This is a genomic window from Streptomyces sp. AA4 (assembly GCF_000158875.1).
In the GTDB taxonomy this organism is placed as follows: Bacteria; Actinomycetota; Actinomycetes; order Mycobacteriales; family Pseudonocardiaceae; genus Amycolatopsis.
In genome coordinates this window covers 6,767,914-6,784,545 of record NZ_GG657746.1, presented here as the reverse complement: position 1 = coordinate 6,784,545, position 16,632 = coordinate 6,767,914, and the positions used below count along the sequence as shown (strand labels likewise).

Genomic DNA, 16,632 nt, shown 5'->3' with positions numbered 1-16,632 from the left:
CGGTTCGGGGGTGCTTGTCAAGGCGGGAAAGATGCCTTGACAAGCACCCCCGAACCGCAGGGCGGCTTTGTATCGGGGATGGGGGAGGGGTGGGTGCCTCGCTGTTTGGGTGGTTAGCTCAGGATTTGTTTTGTGTTTTTTACTGTGGCGAAGCTGCCGCCTTGTAGGTTTGTTGCGGTTGTTTTTGTTAGTTCGTCTGCGGTTACGGTGGTGCCGTCTGGGGCCTGCAGGTCGAAGGTGAAGGTGGCGTCTAGGGCGAAAGTTACGTCGTAGCCCAGGTTTCCGCCCATGCGGGCGGTGGTTTCGCAGCAGAAGTTGGTTTGGATTCCGGCCAGTACGAAGCTGGTGATGTTTTTCTTGGTGAACCAGGCGTGCAGGTCTACGTCGCCTAGGAACGCCGAATTCACTTTTTTGCCGAAGACCAGGTCTGGGCGGGCGTCGGCCAGTTCTGGTTTGAAGTCGTTGCCTGGTTGGCCTGGGCGCAGGGGCGAATCCGGCTTGATCGAGTCGTGGTGGACTAGGACTACTGGGTCTCGGCGGGCTTGCCAGGCTTCTAGCAGGGCTTGGATGTTCGCTTCCGCGTCGGGGTTGTTGCGCGGGCCCCAGAAAGCGGCGTCGTCGAAGCCTTGTTGGACGTCGATCAGCAGGAGTGCGGTCGTCATGAGTCGAGTCTCGCCAGCGGGTCGCGTGCTGGGGAGTGGCAGAAGAGGCGCGATGCGGTACTTTTCTGCCATGCGCACGATCGGGGTGCTGCTTTTGCCCGGCAGCCGGATGTTCGACCTCGCGGTGATCGCGGAGGTGTGGGCGCAGGACCGCACCGACAGCGGCATCGGGCCGTTCACCGTGCGGGTTTGCGCGCCTGGGCGGGGCCGGACAGCGGTGTCGCCGTTTGGGGAAGTCGTTGCGACGCATGGGCTTTCTGGGTTGAACGGATGTGACCTGGTTCTTGCGCCCGGGCGGGTCGACCCCCTCGCGGAAGTCCCGGATGCGGCCAGCGCTGCGCTTCGGCGGGCCCATCGTTCGGGGGCGGTGGTCGCTGGGCTTTGCTCCGGGGCATTCACGCTCGCCGCAGCTGGGCTGCTCGACGGCCGCCCTGCTACGACGCATTGGCGGGACCTGGACGCACTCGCGATCGCGGCGCCGGCCGCTGAGCTTCGGCGCGATGTCTTGTACACCGAGCAGGACGGGGTGCTTACGTCGGCGGGGGTCGTCGGGGGGCTCGATCTTTGCCTGCACTTGGTCCGCCGTGATCATGGGGCGGAGGTGGCTGCGCGGCTTGCTCGTCGGCTGGTCATGCCGCCGGTTCGGGAGGGCGGGCAGCGACAGTATGCGGAAGCTCCGTTGCCCGCCAATGCTTCCCGGCCGGGGATAGCGTCCACAATGGACTGGGCGTTGGCGCGGCTCGCGGACGAGATCGGCGTACCGGATCTGGTCGAGCACGCGGGGATGAGCCCTCGGACGTTCCATCGCGAGTTCGCGGCCGCGACGGGCAGTACGCCGGGGCGGTGGCTGCTCGTTCAGCGGGTGCAGCACGCGCAGCGGTTGCTCGAAACCACCGACCTGCCGGTCGCCCGGGTGGCGGAGCGGGCGGGGCTGGGCAGCGCCGCGAACCTGCGGCGCCGGCTGCGGGCGGAGGTCGGGGTCCGGCCGGATTCGTATCGGCGCACTTTCCGCATCCCGGCCGACGGGGTTACGGTCGGGGCATGGGCGAGTACGAGCACCTCCTCGTGAAGCGGGACGGGGACACGGTCACCATCACGATGAACCGCGCGGCGCGGCGCAATTCGCTGTCCGCCGAGCATCTCGGCGAGTTGCTCGCCGCGTTCCGTGAAGCGGGCGAGACCGACGCGACCGGCATCGTGCTGGCCGCCGCGGGGCCGGTGTTCTCCGCCGGGCACGACTTCGGCGACGTCGCGTCCCGGGACCTCATGGGGGTGCGCGAGCTGCTCACCCTGTGCACGACGCTGATGCGGACGATGGAATCGGTGCCGCAGGTGGTGATCGCCCGGGTGCACGGCCTGGCGACGGCGGCGGGATGCCAGCTGGTCGCGTCGTGCGATCTGGCGGTCGCGGCGGAATCGGCGGGATTCGCGCTCCCCGGCGGCAAGGGGGGCTGGTTCTGCCACACGCCCGCGGTGCCGGTGGCGCGCGCGATCGGCCGGAAACGCCTGATGGAACTCGCCTTGACCGGCGACGTGATCGACGCGGCGACGGCGCTGGACTGGGGCCTGGTCAACCGCGTAGTCCCGGACGATTCCCTGGACGACGCGGTCGCCGACCTGCTCGCCCGCGCGACCCGCGGCAGCCGGGCGAGCAAGGCGATGGGGAAGCAGACGTTGTACGCGCAGCTGGACCGTCCGGAGGCGGACGCGTACGCGATCGCCGTCGAGGTGATGGCGTCGGCTTCGCAACTGCCGGGCGCGCGCGAGGGGATGGCGGCGTTCTTGGAGAAGCGCAAGCCCGAGTGGACGGATTGACCTCGGGCCACGACTGGCCCGAACCCGCGATGCCGTGGTCCGTGAAGGACCCCTTGAGGGAATTAGATTCCCTCAAGGGGTCCTTCACGGACCTTCGCCAGGGCAACCGCGGCGGAGGGGAAGCGGCGTTCGTGCAACAGCAGCCGGTCAGCGGCGTTCGTGCAGCAGCAGCAACGTGTACGCGGCCACCGACTGCGCGTCCGAGATCTCCCCGGTCGAGATCATCTTCTCCACCTCGGACCGGCTGAACCACGCCGTCCGCATGTCCTGTTCCTCCGGCTCCCGTTCCGGTTCGCCCTCGGCGAGGCCGGTCGCGAGATACACGTGGCCGCGCTGGCTGGCCATCCCGGGCGCGACGTCGAGCATTCCCAGTTCCGTCAACGCCGACGCCCGCAATCCGGTTTCCTCGCGCAATTCCCGCCGGGCCAGTTCGGCGGGCGGGGTCTCGGCGAGGTCGGGCGCGGTGCCCTGCGGGAATTCCCAGCGCCGCATCCCGAGCGGATACCGGAACTGCTCGACCAGGTGCAGCCGGTCGCCGTCGAGGGGGATGACCAGGGCGTAGGTCGGTTTGTCGACGACGCCGTAGATCCCGTCGCTGCCGTCGGCGCGGCGGACGGCGTCCTCGCGCACCGTCATCCAGTTGTTCCGATACACCTCGCGGGTCGCGACACGCTGAATGGGGTCCACCTCGCCAGTATCGCCGAGCCTGTCCTACCCTCGGCGGGTGCGTCTCGTGCTCCCTTCCCAGCAAGCCAGCCCGCGCCGTGCGGGGCGGGTCCGATGAGGCTCGTCGTCGCCCGGTGCCAGGTCGACTACGTCGGCAGGCTGACCGCGCATCTCCCGATGGCCAACCGCGTCCTGATGGTGAAGGCCGACGGTTCGGTGCTCGTGCACTCCGACGGCGGCTCGTACAAGCCGCTGAACTGGATGTCGCCGCCGTGCTGGCTGATCGAGGACCCGGACATCTGGACGGTCCAGAACAAGGCAGGCGAGAAGCTCGTCATCACGATCGACGAGGTCATGCACGATTCGAAGCACGACCTCGGCGTCGACCCCGGCCTGCAGAAGGACGGCGTGGAAGCGCACCTGCAGGAACTGCTCGCCGAGCACATCAAAACCCTCGGCGACGGCTACACGCTGGTCCGGCGCGAGTACCCGACCGCGATCGGCCCGGTCGACATCATGGCGCGCGACGCCGACGGCGGTTCGGTCGCGGTGGAAATCAAGCGCCGCGGCGAGATCGACGGGGTCGAGCAGCTGACCCGGTACCTCGAACTCCTCAACCGAGACCCGCTGCTGGCCCCGGTCCAGGGCGTGTTCGCGGCGCAGGTGATCAAGCCGCAGGCGCGGGTCCTCGCCGAAGACCGCGGGATCCGCTGCGTCGTCCTGGACTACGACGCGTTGCGCGGCACGGATTCCGACGAGTTCCGGCTGTTCTGACCGCTACGAAGCGAGCGGCAGCCGGTACCGCAGGGCCTGCGTAGCGACCCGCGCGCCGAGGTGGCGTGCCGTGGCGAGGTCCGCGGCGTGGACGGCTTCCGGGCCCTGGTCGTTCCAGGTTTGCGCGCCCGCGCCGAGATAGAACCCGAGCCGGTTGTCGTCGTGTTCGCTGCTGGTCGTGGTGTTCCAGCCGGGCATCAGGCCGAGGCTGACCCAGTGCATGCCGTGCTGTGCGGCGAGCAGGGCCAGGTACTGCAGGGTGTGCAGTTTGTCGCCGCTCATCGAACCGGAGTTGGTGAACCCGGACGCGAGTTTGTCCAGCCACCGCTGGGACATCCAGCGTTTCGAGGTCGCCTCGGCGAACGCGTGGAACGCCCCGGACGCCGAACCCATGTAGGTCGGCGTGCCGAAGATGATCGCGTCGCTCGCGTCGAGGGTTTCCCATTTCGCGTCGGTCATTTCGGCGACGTCGACCAGTTCGGCGCCGGCCCCGGGCACTGACCCGGCGCCGTCGGCGACGGCCTTCGCGATCTCGAGGGTGTGCCCGTAGCCGGAGTAGTAGGCGATCGCGACGTGAACAGAGGACATGAACGGATCCCTTCGCTGTTGACGTTGATAAAGCTAGAGCGATGACAGCGTCAGTGTCAACGTCAACAGGAATCTGTTATCGTCGGCACATGGCATCGGACGACCAGCGCGAGCGCATCCTGAGCGAAGCGGTGAAATTGCTGGCCGAGGCCGGCCCGTCGGGGCTGTCCACGCGCGCTGTCGCGACGGCGGCCGGAGTTCAAACGCCGACGCTGTACCGGCTTTTCGCGGACAAGGACGGGCTGCTCGATGCCGTGGCCACCTTCGGCTTCGAGAGTTACCTCGCGGAGAAGCGCGCGTTCGAGCCGAGCGAGGACCCGGTCGAGGACCTGCGCCGAGGCTGGGACGTGCACGTCGCGTTCGGGCTGGCCAATCCCGCGATCTACACGCTGATGTACGGAAACGTCCGGCCGGGCAGGCAACCCGCGGCGGCCGCGGAAAACCGGGCCATCCTGTGCGGCATGCTCGAACGCGCCAACGCGCGAGGCCTGCTCCGGGTGCCCGTCGAGGCGGCCGCGGTGGCCATCGAGGCGTCCACGACCGGCGCGGTTCTGCTTCTGCTGGCGCAGCCGGAGGAAGCGCGAGACGTCCAGTTGATCCGGCCGTTGCGCGACGTCGTGCTCGACGCGCTGACCGAGCAAACCGCGCCCGCCGAGGGTTCCCCGATCGCCGATCGGGCGCAGGCCCTGCTCGGGATCGTCGCCCCCACCAAAGACGCCGACCCGGTGACCGACGCGGGCTTCAGCGTCTTCGAGGCCGGCCTGCTGCGCGAATGGCTCGCCCGGCTCGACAAGGCCGGCCGATAGCCGGACGGCTGCAGAAAAAAGGCTCCCGGCCAGGCCGGGAGCCCCCAGTTCAGCGCATTCGTCAGATGGTCGTGCCGGGCTGCGGCGAGGCCGGACCGGCCGCGCCCCGGCGCTGCGCCGCCTTCGCCTCGAACCAGGCCTTCACCTGTTCCTGGAAGAGCGTCGACACCACCAGCCCGGCCAGCACCAGCCCGACGATCGCCTGCGGGCTGCCGGACACCAGGTTGATCAGCCCGCCGATCGCGGACAGCACCTCGCACACCAGAAGCGCCCACCGGCCCCAGTCGTAGCCGAGCAGGATCGCGATCGCGGACGCCAGCAGCCCGGCGGCGAAGATGTACGAGAGGAACTCGACGAGGTACAGGACCCCGGCCGGGTCTTGGCCGTGGTCCACCCATCTCGCGATCTCCAGCTGGGCGAAGATGCCGAATACGCCGTTCAGCAGCGCCTGGAGGAACACGAACACGAGCGCGCCGCGCAGTCGTCCGGGCATGCGGAGCGGGGAAGCGGGACCGGTCATCGCAGGGGAGTCCTTTCCGAAGGTCGTCGAAGGTGCGGGGATCTTATGGGCGGCGGAGGGGATCCCTCCCGGATCGGGTGAATCTGTGACCTTGGTGAGTCCTTGCCGGGCGAAGCGACAGGACTCAACACGGGCGCTTCCGGGCACGTGAAATGCACAGGTCAGCGGCAGGTTGGTGAAAAACCGCGGTGTCGGGGTGCCTGTTCGGAATCCATGCAGTACTGTGCCGGTCTGACAGGAACGATGGTGTTTTCTGTGTAAGAATGTTTGATTCGGAGGTGGCAGGGGTGCCGTTCCTCGCCGACGCGAACTTGCGGCTCGACGCGAGTCCGATCGACTACATCGAGTTGGCGTTCTATTTCGTCCTGGTGCTCGGCATCGGCTATCTCGCGCGAAGGCAGGTGTCGAGCAGTCTCGACTTCCTGCTGTCGGGCCGGTCGCTGCCGGCGTGGGTCACCGGCCTGGCGTTCATTTCCGCGAACCTCGGCGCGGTCGAGGTCATGGGCATGTCCGCGAACGGCGTCCTCTACGGCCTGCCGACCGTCCATTACTTCTGGATCGGCGCCATCCCGGCGATGCTGTTCCTCGGCCTGGTGATGATGCCGTTCTACTACGGCTCCAAGGTCCGCAGCGTCCCCGAGTTCATGCGCCGCCGGTTCGGGCCGGTCGCGCACCTCGTCAACGGCATCAGCTTCGCCGCGGCGCAGATCCTCATCGCGGGCGCGAACCTGTTCCTGCTGGCCAGCGTCGTGAACCTGCTGCTGGGCTGGCCGCTGTGGCTGTCGATCGTCATCGCCGCCGCCATCGTGCTCGGCTACACCGCGCTGGGCGGGCTGTCCGCCGCGATCTACAACGAGGTGCTGCAGTTCTTCGTGATCGTCGTGGCGCTGCTGCCGCTCACCATCGTCGGCCTGGTCAAGGTCGGCGGCTGGCAGGGCCTGGTCGACAAGATCTCGCACGGCCCCGGCGGCTCCGCGCAGCTGCACTCCTGGCCCGGCGACAACCTGACCGGCTTCGGCAACAACTTCCTGTCCGTCCTCGGCATCGTGTTCGGTCTCGGCTTCGTGCTGTCCTTCGGGTACTGGACGACGAACTTCGTCGAGGTCCAGCGCGCGATGGCGTCGAAGAGCATGTCGGCCGCGCGGCGGACGCCGATCATCGGCGCGTTCCCGAAGATGCTGGTCCCGTTCATCGTGATCATCCCCGGCATGATCGCCGGCGTCGTGGTGCCGGAGTACTTGCAGGACAAGGGACTTCTGCTCGCGGGCGAACCGGCCAAGAGCGGGGTCACCGCGAACAACGCGCTCCTGCTGCTGATGCGCGACCTGCTCCCCAACGGCATCCTCGGCATCGCGATCGCCGGTCTGCTCGCGTCGTTCATGGCGGGCATGGCGGCGAACCTCAGCTCGTTCAACACCGTCTTCACCTACGACATCTGGCAGACGTACGTGAAGAAGGACCGGCCGGACGGCTACTACCTGAGCCTGGGCCGCAAGACCACGGTGGGCGCGACCGTGCTGGCCATCGGCACCGCGTTCGTCGCCATGCAGTCCGCGAACATCCTGACCTACCTGCAGGACCTGTTCTCGTTCTTCAACGCGCCGCTGTTCGCCACGTTCATCCTCGGCATGTTCTGGAAGCGGATGACCGCGGCCGCGGGCTGGATCGGCCTGGTGGCCGGCACCGCGTCGGCGATCACGATCTGGCTGTTGTCGCAGTTCGAGGTGCTTTCGCTCGCCGGGCAGGGCACCAGCTTCGTGGCGGCGGGCACCGCGTTCGTGGTCGACATCGTGGTGAGCGTCGGGGTTTCGCTGGCCACCGAGCCGAAGCCGGACTCGCAGCTGGTCGGCCTGGTCTACTCGCTCACGCCGCGCGACACGCTCAAGCACGACAACACCGGCGAGAACGCGGGCTGGTACCGCAAGCCGGGCCTGCTGGCCGGCATCGTCCTCGTGCTCACCATCGCTCTCAACATCATCTTCTGAGGAGGCCCGCATGACCGAGAAAACCTCGCGGCCGCACAAGGCGGGCGCCTTCGACATCCGGCTGATCATCGCTTTGCTGCTCGGCGTCTACGGCGTGATCCTCACGATCATGGGCGCCGGGTTCACCAGCGACGACGACCTGAAGAAAGCCGCCGACGTGAACATCAACCTCTGGTCGGGCATCGGCCTGCTGGTGGTGACCGCGTTGTTCGTGCTGTGGGCGGTGCTGCGGCCGCTGGTCGTGCCGCCGAGCACCGAAACGACGCAAAGCTCACCCCTCGAATAGCCCGGGCCCCGCCCCACCGCCACCCTCAACGGAGTGGCTTCGCCACGCCGAAAATATTCAATGCGCCCACGTCCGGCGACCTCGCAGGCTAGGTTGCCGGACGTGGTGCACCATCTCCGGTCCGGCCGGTTCCTCAAGTTGTCCGCCCTGGCAGCCGCGGGCGCGGTCGCGCTGTCCGCGTGCGGCGGCCCGAATCTGGGCAAGGAGAACTTCGCGCGCACGACCGTCCCCGCCGCCGGGGACAGCGCCGCGACGTCCGGCCCGATCACCGATCCCGCGGTCGCCCCCGCCGTCCTGCGCGACGTGCTGCCGTGTCAGTTCCTGGACAAGACCGCGATGAGCCCGCTCGGCACGTTGCAGGGCGAGGCGACCGCTTCGACCACCCAGTTCGACTCCTGCGCCGCGAAGGCGACCGACCCGGGCGGCAAGGAAATCCGGGCGCGGGTCGAGGTCGGCGGCATCGTGACCTTCGTGTCGGACAAGACGACCGGCTCGGTCGGCGGGCTGCCGCAGGTCGAGGTGCCCGACGTCGGCGACTCGGCCGGCTGCGTGGTCAGCGCGCTCACCTCGCGGGACCCGGCTCTCGGCGTCTCCTTCCGGGTCGATTACCCCGGCGGCGACGCCTGCGCCGCGGGCCGCAAGCTCGTCGCGACGGCGGTCGAGAAACTGCACAACAACCCGCAGAAGTACACGCCCGGCCCGGGCACGCTGCTGGCCGTCGATCCGTGCACGGTGCTCGACCAGTCCGCGGTGGACGGGGTCGTGAAGGGCGGGAAGCCGCGGTCGTCCGGACTGCATTCGTGCGAGTGGGGCCTCATCCCGAGCGTCCGGGTGACGATGTTCCCCGGCGTCGCGCCGACCGAGGGCGACGGCTGGCTGAAGACCGACGTCGGCACGCCGACCCAGGCGTACGCGAAGCAGGGCACCTCCTCCGGGTCGAGCTGCCAGGTGAAATGGCAGCACCGGCAGTGGCAGGACGACCACGTCGAGGTCGTCCAGCTCGAGTACTCGAACTCCGACGCGCAGGCGGACAAGGACGACCCGTGCGGCAAGACCGTCGGGCTGGCCAAGCAACTGGCCGGGAAACTGCCCGCGGCGTGACCCGTGGGGCGCTTTGCGGCGCGCCCGGCGACCTCATAGGTTGGGGTCGTCCACGACGCCGAGGTGCCGGAGGTCCGCCATGAAGAAGATCATCAACGATCCGGCGGCCGTGGTCGCCGAATCGCTGAGAGGGCTCGCGGTCGCGCACGCGGACCTGCTACGCGTGCGCGACGATCCGGCGCTGGTCGTGCGCGCGGACGCGCCGGTGGCGGGCAAGGTCGCGGTGGTGTCCGGCGGCGGGTCCGGGCACGAGCCGCTGCACGGCGGGTTCGTCGGTCCCGGGATGCTCGACGCGGCGGTGCCCGGTCCGGTGTTCACCTCGCCGACCCCGGACGCGGTGCAGGGCGCGATCGCGGCGACCACCGGTCCGGCCGGGGCGCTGCTGATCGTGAAGAACTACACCGGCGACGTGCTGAACTTCGAGACCGCCGCCGAACTGGCCGCGGCCGAGGACCTGGACGTGCGCAGCGTGGTCATCGACGACGACGTGGCGGTCAAGGACTCCACGTTCACCGCCGGGCGGCGCGGCGTCGGCGGCACCGTGCTGCTGGAGAAGATCGCCGGCGCGGCGGCCGAGCGCGGCGATTCGCTGGGCGCGGTGGAAGCGTTGGCGCGCAAGGTGATCGGACAGGTCCGCTCGATCGGAGTGGCGCTGTCCGCGCCGACCGTGCCGCACGCCGGCGAGCCGAGTTTCGACCTCGGGCCGGACGAGATCGAGTTCGGCATCGGCATCCACGGCGAGCCCGGCCGCGAGCGGATCCCGGCCGAACCGGCCGACGCGCTGGTCGGCCGGATGGTCGAGGCGGTGGTGTCCGACCTGCCGTTCGAATCCGGCGACAAGGTGCTGCTGTTCACGAACTCGATGGGCGGCACGCCGCAGCTGGAGCTGTACCTCGCGCACGGCATCGCCGAGCGGCTGCTGGCCGAGCGCGGCATCCTGGTCGAGCGCAGGCTGGTCGGCCCGTACATCACCAGCCTGGAAATGCAGGGCATCAGCCTGACCCTGCTGAAATTGGACGACGAGCTTACGCAGCTGTGGGACGCGCCGGTGCGCACGCCCGCGCTGCGGTGGGGGATCTGATGGCCTGCACTGCCGAAGGGGTCGCGGCCGCGTTGCGCGCCGCCGCCGAAGTGATCGCCGAACACCGCACCGAACTGGTGGACCTCGACCGCGCGATCGGCGACGCCGACCACGGCGAGAACCTGAGCCGCGGCTTCACCGCGATCGTCTCCGCGCTGGAGACCGCGGTGCCGGAAACCCCGGCCGGGGTCCTGAAACTCGCTGCCACCACGCTGATTTCCAAGGTCGGCGGCGCGGCCGGACCGCTGTACGGCACGGCTTTCCTGCGTGCGTCGGCGAAGGTCGGCGACGCGGCGGAGCTGGACGTGCCGCTGCTGCTGGACGCGCTGCGGGCGGCCCTGGAGGGGGTGCAGGCGCGCGGCAAGGCGGTCGGCGGCGACGCGACGATGGTCGACGCGCTGATCCCGGCCGTCTCCGCGGCCGAAGGCACCGCGGACGGAACGATCGCGGAGGTGCTCACCGCCGCCGCGGACGGGGCCGACCGGGGCGCGGAGTCCACTGTGGACTTGATCCCGCGCAAGGGCCGTGCCTCGTACCTCGGGGAACGCGCGGTCGGGCATATGGATCCCGGGGCTCGTTCGACGGCGTTGCTGCTGCGCGCGTTCGCGGAGGCGGCCCGGTGACCGTCGGAATCGTTCTTGTGTCGCACAGCGCGAAACTGGCCGAAGGCCTGGCCGAACTGGCCGCTCAGATGGCCCCGGACGTCCGGATCGTCCCGGCGGGCGGGCTGCCCGACGGCGGCGGCATCGGCACCGATTACGACGAGGTCGTCGCGGCCACGCAGCGCGCGGATTCCGGCGACGGCGTGGTGCTGCTGTACGACCTCGGCAGCGCGCAGATGACCGCTGAACTGGCGGTGGAATCGCTGGCGGATCCGTCCGCCGCGGTGGTGGTCGACGCGCCGCTGGTGGAAGGCGCGGTGGCCGCGGCCGTCGCGGCGCAGGGCGGCGCGAATACCAAGGCGGTGGGCGAGGCCGCGGCGAGTGCCGGGGTCGCGCCGGACCTGGCCGCGGTGGAGCCGTCGGCGGCGGGCGAGGAAGGCGTGGTGGAGAAGGAATTCACGCTGACCAACGACGTCGGCCTGCACGCGCGCCCGGCCGCGGTCGTGGTGCGCAGCCTCGCGGAATTCGAGGCCGAGGTGTCGATCCGGCTGGGCGAGCAGGAGGCGGACGCGCACAGCGTGCTGGCGCTGATGTCGCTCGGCGCGCGCCAGGGCGACCGGATCGTGGTGCGGGCTCGCGGGGCGCAGGCGTCCGAGGCGGTGGCGAAGGTGGCCGAGCTGGTGGAGTCGAACTTCGGGGAGTGACGCCGGATTCCGTCCGGGTGACTTCGTCGGCACTGACTCGATTCCGATGTGCTTTCCCGGGGCCCGCATGGCACAGTGAGCGGCAATTACCAGCGGGTAACCTCTGGAGGCCCTGTGGCACGGGAAATCTCGACGGTCGGTGTGGTCGGTCTCGGCACGATGGGCGCGGGCATCGCCGAGGTGCTCGCGCGCAGCGGACTCGACGTGGTCGCGGTCGAACTCGACGAGGCCGGGGTCGAACGCGGCCTCGGCCACCTGCGGCATTCGACCGGACGGGCGCTCGCGGGCGGGAAGCTCGACGAGGCGGGCCGGGAGGCGCTGCTGGGCCGGATCCGCGCCACGACCTCGCTCTCCGAACTGTCCGAAGTGGACTTGGTGATCGAGGCGATCCCGGAGAACCTCGCGGCGAAGGCCGAGGTGTTCTCCCGGCTGGACCAGGTGACGCGGCCGGACGTGGTGTTCGCGTCCAATACGTCCTCGCTGTCGATCACCGAGATCGGCGTGCACACCGCGCGGCCGGGCAAGGTCGTCGGGATGCACTTTTTCAACCCGGCGCCGGTGCTGAAGCTGGTCGAGGTCGTGCGCACGGTGGTCACCGAACCGGACGTGGTGTCCGACGTCGTGGAATTCGCGCAGCGGCTGGGCAAATCGCCGGTGGTGATCGGCGACCGGGCCGGGTTCATCGCGAACGCGCTGCTGTTCGGCTATCTCAACCACGCGGTGCGGATGTACGAACAGCGGTACGCCACTCGCGAAGATCTCGACGCGGCAATGCGTTTCGGCTGCGGCTACCCGATGGGCCCGCTCGCGCTGCTCGATTTGATCGGGCTGGACACCGCGTACGAAATCCTCGACACGATGTACCACCAATCCCGCAACCGGCTGCACGCGCCCGCGCCGCTGCTGAAGCAGATGATCACCGCGGGTCAGCTGGGTCGCAAGAGCGGGCACGGTTTTTACACCTACGACGCCCCGGATTCGCCAGTGGTGGTGGATTCGGTCGCATCGTCTACTGTGGACTCTTCGGTGGCTCGCGAGGTGCGTTCCGTCGGCGTGATCGGCACCGGAACCATGGCCACCGGCATCGCGGAAGTGTTCGCCAAGCGCGGTTTTGCCGTCGTACTGCGGGCGCGCAGCCTGGAGAAGGCCGAAGCGTCGGTGGCGAAGGTGAAGAAGTCGCTCGACAAGGCCGTGGTGAAGGGCAAACTGTCCGAAGAGGACGCCGCGGCCGCGCTCGGCCGGATCCGGCCGGTGACGGAATTCGAGGAACTGGCCGACGTCGACCTGGTGGTCGAGGCGGTGGCCGAAGAGCTTTCCGTTAAGCAGGCGGTGTTTTCGGCGTTGGACGAGGTCGTCCGGCCGGGCGCGGTGCTCGCGACCACGACGTCCTCGCTGCCGGTCATCGAATGCGCCGCGGCGACTTCGCGGCCGGGAGACGTGGTCGGTCTGCACTTCTTCAATCCCGCGCCGGTGATGAAACTGGTGGAAGTGGTGTCGACGATCGCGACCGCGCCGGATGTCACCGCGACCGCGGCAGCAGTGTGCGCGGCGGTCGGCAAACACCCCGTGCACTGCGGCGACCGCGCCGGATTCATCGTGAACGCGTTGCTTTTCCCGTACCTCAACGACGCGGTGAAAATGCTGGAGGCGCATTACGCGTCGGCGGACGACATCGACACCGCGATGAAGGTCGGCTGCGGCCTGCCGATGGGACCGTTCGAATTGCTGGACGTGGTCGGACTGGACGTGTCGCTGGCGATCGAGCGGACGCTGTTCAACGAGTTCCGCGAAGAAGGCTTCGCGCCCGCACCGCTTTTGGAACACCTGGTGACGGCGGGACGGTTGGGTCGCAAGACGGGCAAGGGTTTCAAGGATTACTGACGCTGGCAAGGGCAGAGAATGACCTGCCCGCAGCTCACCGGTCGCGTCGCCGGATGCGCGCGCCCTTGGCGGGTTCGCCGTCCGGCGGCAGCAGCGGGCCGCCTTGCCACTGCTGGAACACGAGGTTCGTGTGCACGCGGGCGACCTCGTCGCGGGAGGTGAGTTCGTCCAGCACCAGCCGCTGCAGTTCGGCGGCCGACGTGGTGGCGACGTGCGCGAGGAAATCGTCCGGTCCGGTCAGGTGGTAGACCGCGCGGATTTCCGGCAGCGCCAGCAGATGTTCCACGAACTGCTCGACCAGCGGCCTGCGGTGCGGCCGGACCTGCACGAACAGGAACGCCTCCAGCGGGCGGCCCAGCTTCGCCGCGTCGACCTGGGCGTGCTGGCCGGTGATCACCCCGGTCTCCCGGAGCCGCGCCACGCGGTCCAGGCAGGTCGACGGCGCGAGCCCGACGGCGGCCGCGAGTTCCTTGTTCGACGTCCGGGCATCGTTCTGCAGCACTCGCAGAATCTCAAGATCAACCGGACTCAGTTCGACAGTCTCGCCCATCGTTGAATCTTATCCGAGATTGTTGCTTCGGAGCCGTGGCGTGTCCGAACGTGGCTGCCATGACTTCCGCCTTGCGCACCCGAGCCGTCCACGCCGGTCGCGACGATCTCGCCGACCTCGGCCTGCACGCCGCCCCGCTCGACTTCTCCACGACCTACCCCGCGCGCGACAGCGCCGAGGAGGCCCGCCGGATCGACGAGTTCGCCGCGGGCGGGAACGTCACCGGCATCTACGGCCGGATCGGCAACCCGACCGTCGAACGGTTCGAGCAGGCGCTCGCGGAACTCGAGGGCTTCGACCACGCGGTGGCGTTCGCGAGCGGCATGGCGGCGGTCTCGGCGTGCCTGCTTTCCGCGGTGTCGCAAGGAAAACGGCACATCGTCGGCGTCCGGCCGCTGTACGGCTGCACCGATCACCTGCTGATCACCGGACTCCTGGGCACCGAGGTCACCTGGACCGCGCCCGAGGACGTCGCCGACGCCCTGCGCCCGGACACCGGCCTCGTTTTCGTGGAGACGCCCGCGAACCCGACCCTGAGCGAACTGGACATCGCCGCCCTGACCGCCGCGTGCGGCGACGTCCCGGTCCTGGTCGACAACACCTTCGCGACGCCGGTCCTGCAACGCCCCGGCCACCTCGGCGCCCGCATGGTGCTGCACAGCGCGACGAAGTTCCTGGGCGGTCACGGCGACGTCATGGGCGGCATCGTGGCCTGTGACGCCGAAGAAGCCGCGCGTCTGCGTTCTCTGCGCTTCGCGACCGGCGGCGTGCTGCACCCGCTCGCCGGATACCTGTTGCTGCGCGGCCTTTCGACGCTCCCGCTGCGCGTGAAGGCCGCCTCGGAAACCGCTGCCGTCCTGGCTTCGCGGCTGGCTTCGCACCCGTCGGTCAGCGCCGTGCACTACCCGAAGCTGGGCGGCCCCTTGGTGGCCTTCGAAGTAACCGGCGACCCGCACGCGGTCGTCGGCGCGGTCCGGCTGATCACGCCCGCGGTGAGTCTGGGCAGTGTCGACACCTTGATCCAGCACCCGGCGTCGCTGACGCACCGGATCGTCGCTGAGGACGACCGCACCGGCTCCGGCATCACGCACGGCCTGCTGCGGCTTTCGGCGGGGCTGGAGGACGTCGAGGACCTGTGGCTTGACCTGGATCAGGCGCTGAAGTCCTGCTGATCGGCCGCGGCCTCCGCCGCCAGAGTGGCGGTGGAGGCCCGCTCAGCCGCAGCAACCGCCGCCGCAACACCCTCCGCCGACCGGGGCCGGGGCGGAGGCCGAACCGGTGAGCGCGACCGTCGTGAGCAGCTTGACCGTGTCCGTATGCCCCTCCGGGCACGGGGCGGGCGCGCTGGACTCGGCCATCGGGCGCTGGAGTTCGAACGTCTCGGTGCAGTCGCGGCAGCGGTAGGCGTAGGTGGGCATGCCTTGATTATCGCTGGCGCGCCGCCGCAGTGGGAAGCTGTCCGGGTGGATGTGCCCCAGTACGCGGATGTTCCGCATCTCGGCCAGGTCGTTCCCGCCCTGCTCGGCGCGCTGGGCGTGCCCGGCGAGGACGGCGGCCTGGCGCTGCCCGAAGCCCGCAGCGCGTGCGTGCTCCTCATCGACGGCCTCGGCTGGGAACTGCTCGCCCAGTACGCGGCCGACGCGCCGGTGCTCGCCGAACTCGCCGCCAGCCCGCTGCGAGTCGGCTTCCCGTCGACCACCGCGGCCGGGGTCGCGGCGATCGGCACCGGTCTGGCATCGGGCGAGCACGGCATGGTCGGCTACACCTTCGAGATCCCGGGAGCCGGCGTGCTGAACGCCCTGCGCTGGCGTTCCCACGACGACGGCAGCGACCTCCGCGGCGCCCTGCCGCCCCGCGAAGTCCAACCTCTCCCGACCACCTTCGAGCGAGCCGCCGCCGCGGGTATCGAGGCCGCTGTGGTGTCCTCGGCGCATTTCGCCAACACCGCTCTCACCCAAGCGACGCAAAGCGGCGCCCGGTACGCCGGGGTGCACGCACTGGGCGACCTGGCCGCGCGGACCCTGGAGGTACTGTCCTCGCGCGCGTTTTGCTATGCCTACCACAGCGAATTGGACCTGCTGGGCCACCTTTACGGCCCCGGCTCGACCGCCTGGCGCATGCAACTCCGGCACGTCGACCGGCTCGTCGAGTCCATTGTGGACGGACTGCCCGCCGGTGCGGTGCTGGCGGTGGTGGCGGACCACGGAATGGTGACCGTCGAGGAGAAACTGGACCTGGAAGACACCCCGGAGCTGCTGGCGGGCGTCCGGGCTTTCGGCGGCGAGGTCCGCGCCCGGCATGTGTACACCGAACCCGGCGCGACGGCCGACGTGGTGGCCGCGTGGCGCGAGGTCCTGGGCTCGCGGGCGTGGGTATTGCCGCGCGAGGAGGCGATCGCGGCGGGCTGGTTCGGGGCATCGGTGAGCGACCGGGTGCGCCCGCGGATCGGCGACGTCGTCGCGGCGGCGACCGGAACGTTCGGCATGGTTCGCGAACTGGCCGAGGCGGTCGAGTCGAACCTGGTGGGCCAGCACGGTTCGCTGACCTCCGCCGAACAGCTGGTCCCGCTGGCGATCGCGCGGGGCTGATCCGCTGGACCACCGGCTGAACC

General features: G+C 69.5%; 19 protein-coding genes and 1 pseudogene. 14 read left to right on the top strand and 6 right to left on the bottom strand.

Going from position 1 to position 16,632, the window contains the following annotated elements:
* Nucleotides 1-113 precede the first annotated feature (113 nt).
* Nucleotides 114-842, bottom strand: a complete 729-nt coding sequence (locus tag SSMG_RS30830; protein ID WP_353611781.1) for a cysteine hydrolase family protein — start codon at nucleotides 840-842, stop codon at nucleotides 114-116.
* Between SSMG_RS30830 and SSMG_RS47340 the strand changes: the two are divergent.
* The 3 genes and pseudogenes from SSMG_RS47340 to SSMG_RS30820 all read left to right on the top strand — a co-directional run.
* A pseudogene (locus SSMG_RS47340) lies at nucleotides 733-1,233 on the top strand (GlxA family transcriptional regulator); the annotation flags it as partial. The gene SSMG_RS30830 and the pseudogene SSMG_RS47340 sit on opposite strands and share 110 nt — an antisense overlap.
* A gap of 147 nt (nucleotides 1,234-1,380) precedes the next feature.
* Nucleotides 1,381-1,731 carry a helix-turn-helix domain-containing protein gene (locus SSMG_RS47335; protein ID WP_286157081.1) on the top strand — a complete coding sequence of 117 codons (351 nt, stop codon included), beginning with the start codon at nucleotides 1,381-1,383 and terminating at the stop codon, nucleotides 1,729-1,731.
* Nucleotides 1,704-2,477 carry an enoyl-CoA hydratase-related protein gene (locus SSMG_RS30820; protein ID WP_009082556.1) on the top strand — a complete coding sequence of 258 codons (774 nt, stop codon included), beginning with the start codon at nucleotides 1,704-1,706 and terminating at the stop codon, nucleotides 2,475-2,477. The genes SSMG_RS47335 and SSMG_RS30820 overlap by 28 nt, the downstream gene beginning before the upstream one ends.
* Before the next feature lie 147 nt (nucleotides 2,478-2,624).
* Here SSMG_RS30820 and SSMG_RS30815 read toward each other — a convergent pair whose 3' ends face one another.
* Nucleotides 2,625-3,164, bottom strand: coding sequence for an NUDIX hydrolase (locus SSMG_RS30815; RefSeq protein WP_009082554.1), 540 nt, complete (start codon nucleotides 3,162-3,164; stop codon nucleotides 2,625-2,627).
* Between the two features lie 93 nt (nucleotides 3,165-3,257).
* On the opposite strand from SSMG_RS30815, the gene nucS reads away from it, so the two are divergent.
* The gene (nucS, locus tag SSMG_RS30810; RefSeq protein WP_009082552.1) at nucleotides 3,258-3,917 is read left to right on the top strand and encodes an endonuclease NucS; all 660 of its coding nucleotides are present in this window, start codon (nucleotides 3,258-3,260) and stop codon (nucleotides 3,915-3,917) included.
* Between the two features lie 3 nt (nucleotides 3,918-3,920).
* On the opposite strand, the gene SSMG_RS30805 is transcribed toward nucS, so the two are convergent.
* A complete protein-coding gene (locus tag SSMG_RS30805; RefSeq protein WP_009082551.1) occupies nucleotides 3,921-4,505 on the bottom strand; it encodes a flavodoxin family protein in 585 nt (194 codons plus the stop codon).
* Between the two features lie 89 nt (nucleotides 4,506-4,594).
* Between SSMG_RS30805 and SSMG_RS30800 the strand changes: the two genes are divergently transcribed.
* Complete coding sequence (locus SSMG_RS30800) at nucleotides 4,595-5,311, top strand: TetR/AcrR family transcriptional regulator (RefSeq protein WP_037715397.1); 717 nt, start codon at nucleotides 4,595-4,597, stop codon at nucleotides 5,309-5,311.
* 61 nt (nucleotides 5,312-5,372) lie between these two features.
* Here the strand turns inward: SSMG_RS30800 and SSMG_RS30795 are convergent, their stop codons facing one another.
* Nucleotides 5,373-5,831 carry a hypothetical protein gene (locus SSMG_RS30795; RefSeq protein ID WP_100266936.1) on the bottom strand — a complete coding sequence of 153 codons (459 nt, stop codon included), beginning with the start codon at nucleotides 5,829-5,831 and terminating at the stop codon, nucleotides 5,373-5,375.
* Nucleotides 5,832-6,094: 263 nt separating this feature from the next.
* On the opposite strand from SSMG_RS30795, the gene SSMG_RS30790 reads away from it, so the two are divergent.
* The 7 genes from SSMG_RS30790 to SSMG_RS30760 all read left to right on the top strand — a co-directional run bounded on the left by SSMG_RS30790 (nucleotide 6,095) and on the right by SSMG_RS30760 (nucleotide 13,471).
* Complete coding sequence (locus tag SSMG_RS30790; protein ID WP_037715394.1) at nucleotides 6,095-7,816, top strand: sodium:solute symporter family protein; 1,722 nt, start codon at nucleotides 6,095-6,097, stop codon at nucleotides 7,814-7,816.
* 10 nt (nucleotides 7,817-7,826) lie between these two features.
* Complete coding sequence (locus SSMG_RS30785; protein WP_009082544.1) at nucleotides 7,827-8,102, top strand: hypothetical protein; 276 nt, start codon at nucleotides 7,827-7,829, stop codon at nucleotides 8,100-8,102.
* 102 nt (nucleotides 8,103-8,204) lie between these two features.
* On the top strand, nucleotides 8,205-9,203 hold the full coding sequence (locus SSMG_RS30780) for a hypothetical protein (RefSeq protein ID WP_100266935.1): 999 nt from the start codon (nucleotides 8,205-8,207) through the stop codon (nucleotides 9,201-9,203).
* Between the two features lie 79 nt (nucleotides 9,204-9,282).
* Nucleotides 9,283-10,284, top strand: a complete 1,002-nt coding sequence (dhaK, locus tag SSMG_RS30775; protein ID WP_009082540.1) for a dihydroxyacetone kinase subunit DhaK — start codon at nucleotides 9,283-9,285, stop codon at nucleotides 10,282-10,284.
* A complete protein-coding gene (dhaL, locus tag SSMG_RS30770; RefSeq protein ID WP_037718272.1) occupies nucleotides 10,284-10,907 on the top strand; it encodes a dihydroxyacetone kinase subunit DhaL in 624 nt (207 codons plus the stop codon). The genes dhaK and dhaL overlap by 1 nt, the downstream gene beginning before the upstream one ends.
* Nucleotides 10,904-11,590, top strand: a complete 687-nt coding sequence (dhaM, locus tag SSMG_RS47805; RefSeq protein ID WP_009082535.1) for a dihydroxyacetone kinase phosphoryl donor subunit DhaM — start codon at nucleotides 10,904-10,906, stop codon at nucleotides 11,588-11,590. Before dhaL ends, dhaM begins: the two co-directional genes overlap by 4 nt.
* A gap of 114 nt (nucleotides 11,591-11,704) precedes the next feature.
* Nucleotides 11,705-13,471, top strand: a complete 1,767-nt coding sequence (locus tag SSMG_RS30760; RefSeq protein WP_037715389.1) for a 3-hydroxyacyl-CoA dehydrogenase family protein — start codon at nucleotides 11,705-11,707, stop codon at nucleotides 13,469-13,471.
* 34 nt (nucleotides 13,472-13,505) lie between these two features.
* On the opposite strand, the gene SSMG_RS30755 is transcribed toward SSMG_RS30760, so the two are convergent.
* Complete coding sequence (locus SSMG_RS30755) at nucleotides 13,506-14,021, bottom strand: Lrp/AsnC family transcriptional regulator (RefSeq protein WP_009082531.1); 516 nt, start codon at nucleotides 14,019-14,021, stop codon at nucleotides 13,506-13,508.
* Nucleotides 14,022-14,080: 59 nt separating this feature from the next.
* Here SSMG_RS30755 and SSMG_RS30750 point away from each other — a divergent pair, with 59 nt between their 5' ends.
* Nucleotides 14,081-15,193, top strand: a complete 1,113-nt coding sequence (locus tag SSMG_RS30750; protein ID WP_037715387.1) for a PLP-dependent aspartate aminotransferase family protein — start codon at nucleotides 14,081-14,083, stop codon at nucleotides 15,191-15,193.
* Between the two features lie 42 nt (nucleotides 15,194-15,235).
* Here SSMG_RS30750 and SSMG_RS30745 read toward each other — a convergent pair whose 3' ends face one another.
* Nucleotides 15,236-15,439 carry a zinc ribbon domain-containing protein gene (locus SSMG_RS30745; protein ID WP_037715384.1) on the bottom strand — a complete coding sequence of 68 codons (204 nt, stop codon included), beginning with the start codon at nucleotides 15,437-15,439 and terminating at the stop codon, nucleotides 15,236-15,238.
* Nucleotides 15,440-15,484: 45 nt separating this feature from the next.
* On the opposite strand from SSMG_RS30745, the gene SSMG_RS30740 reads away from it, so the two are divergent.
* Nucleotides 15,485-16,609 (top strand): alkaline phosphatase family protein, encoded by a 1,125-nt coding sequence (locus SSMG_RS30740; protein ID WP_009082527.1) that lies wholly within the window; start codon nucleotides 15,485-15,487, stop codon nucleotides 16,607-16,609.
* Nucleotides 16,610-16,632: the final 23 nt, after the last annotated feature.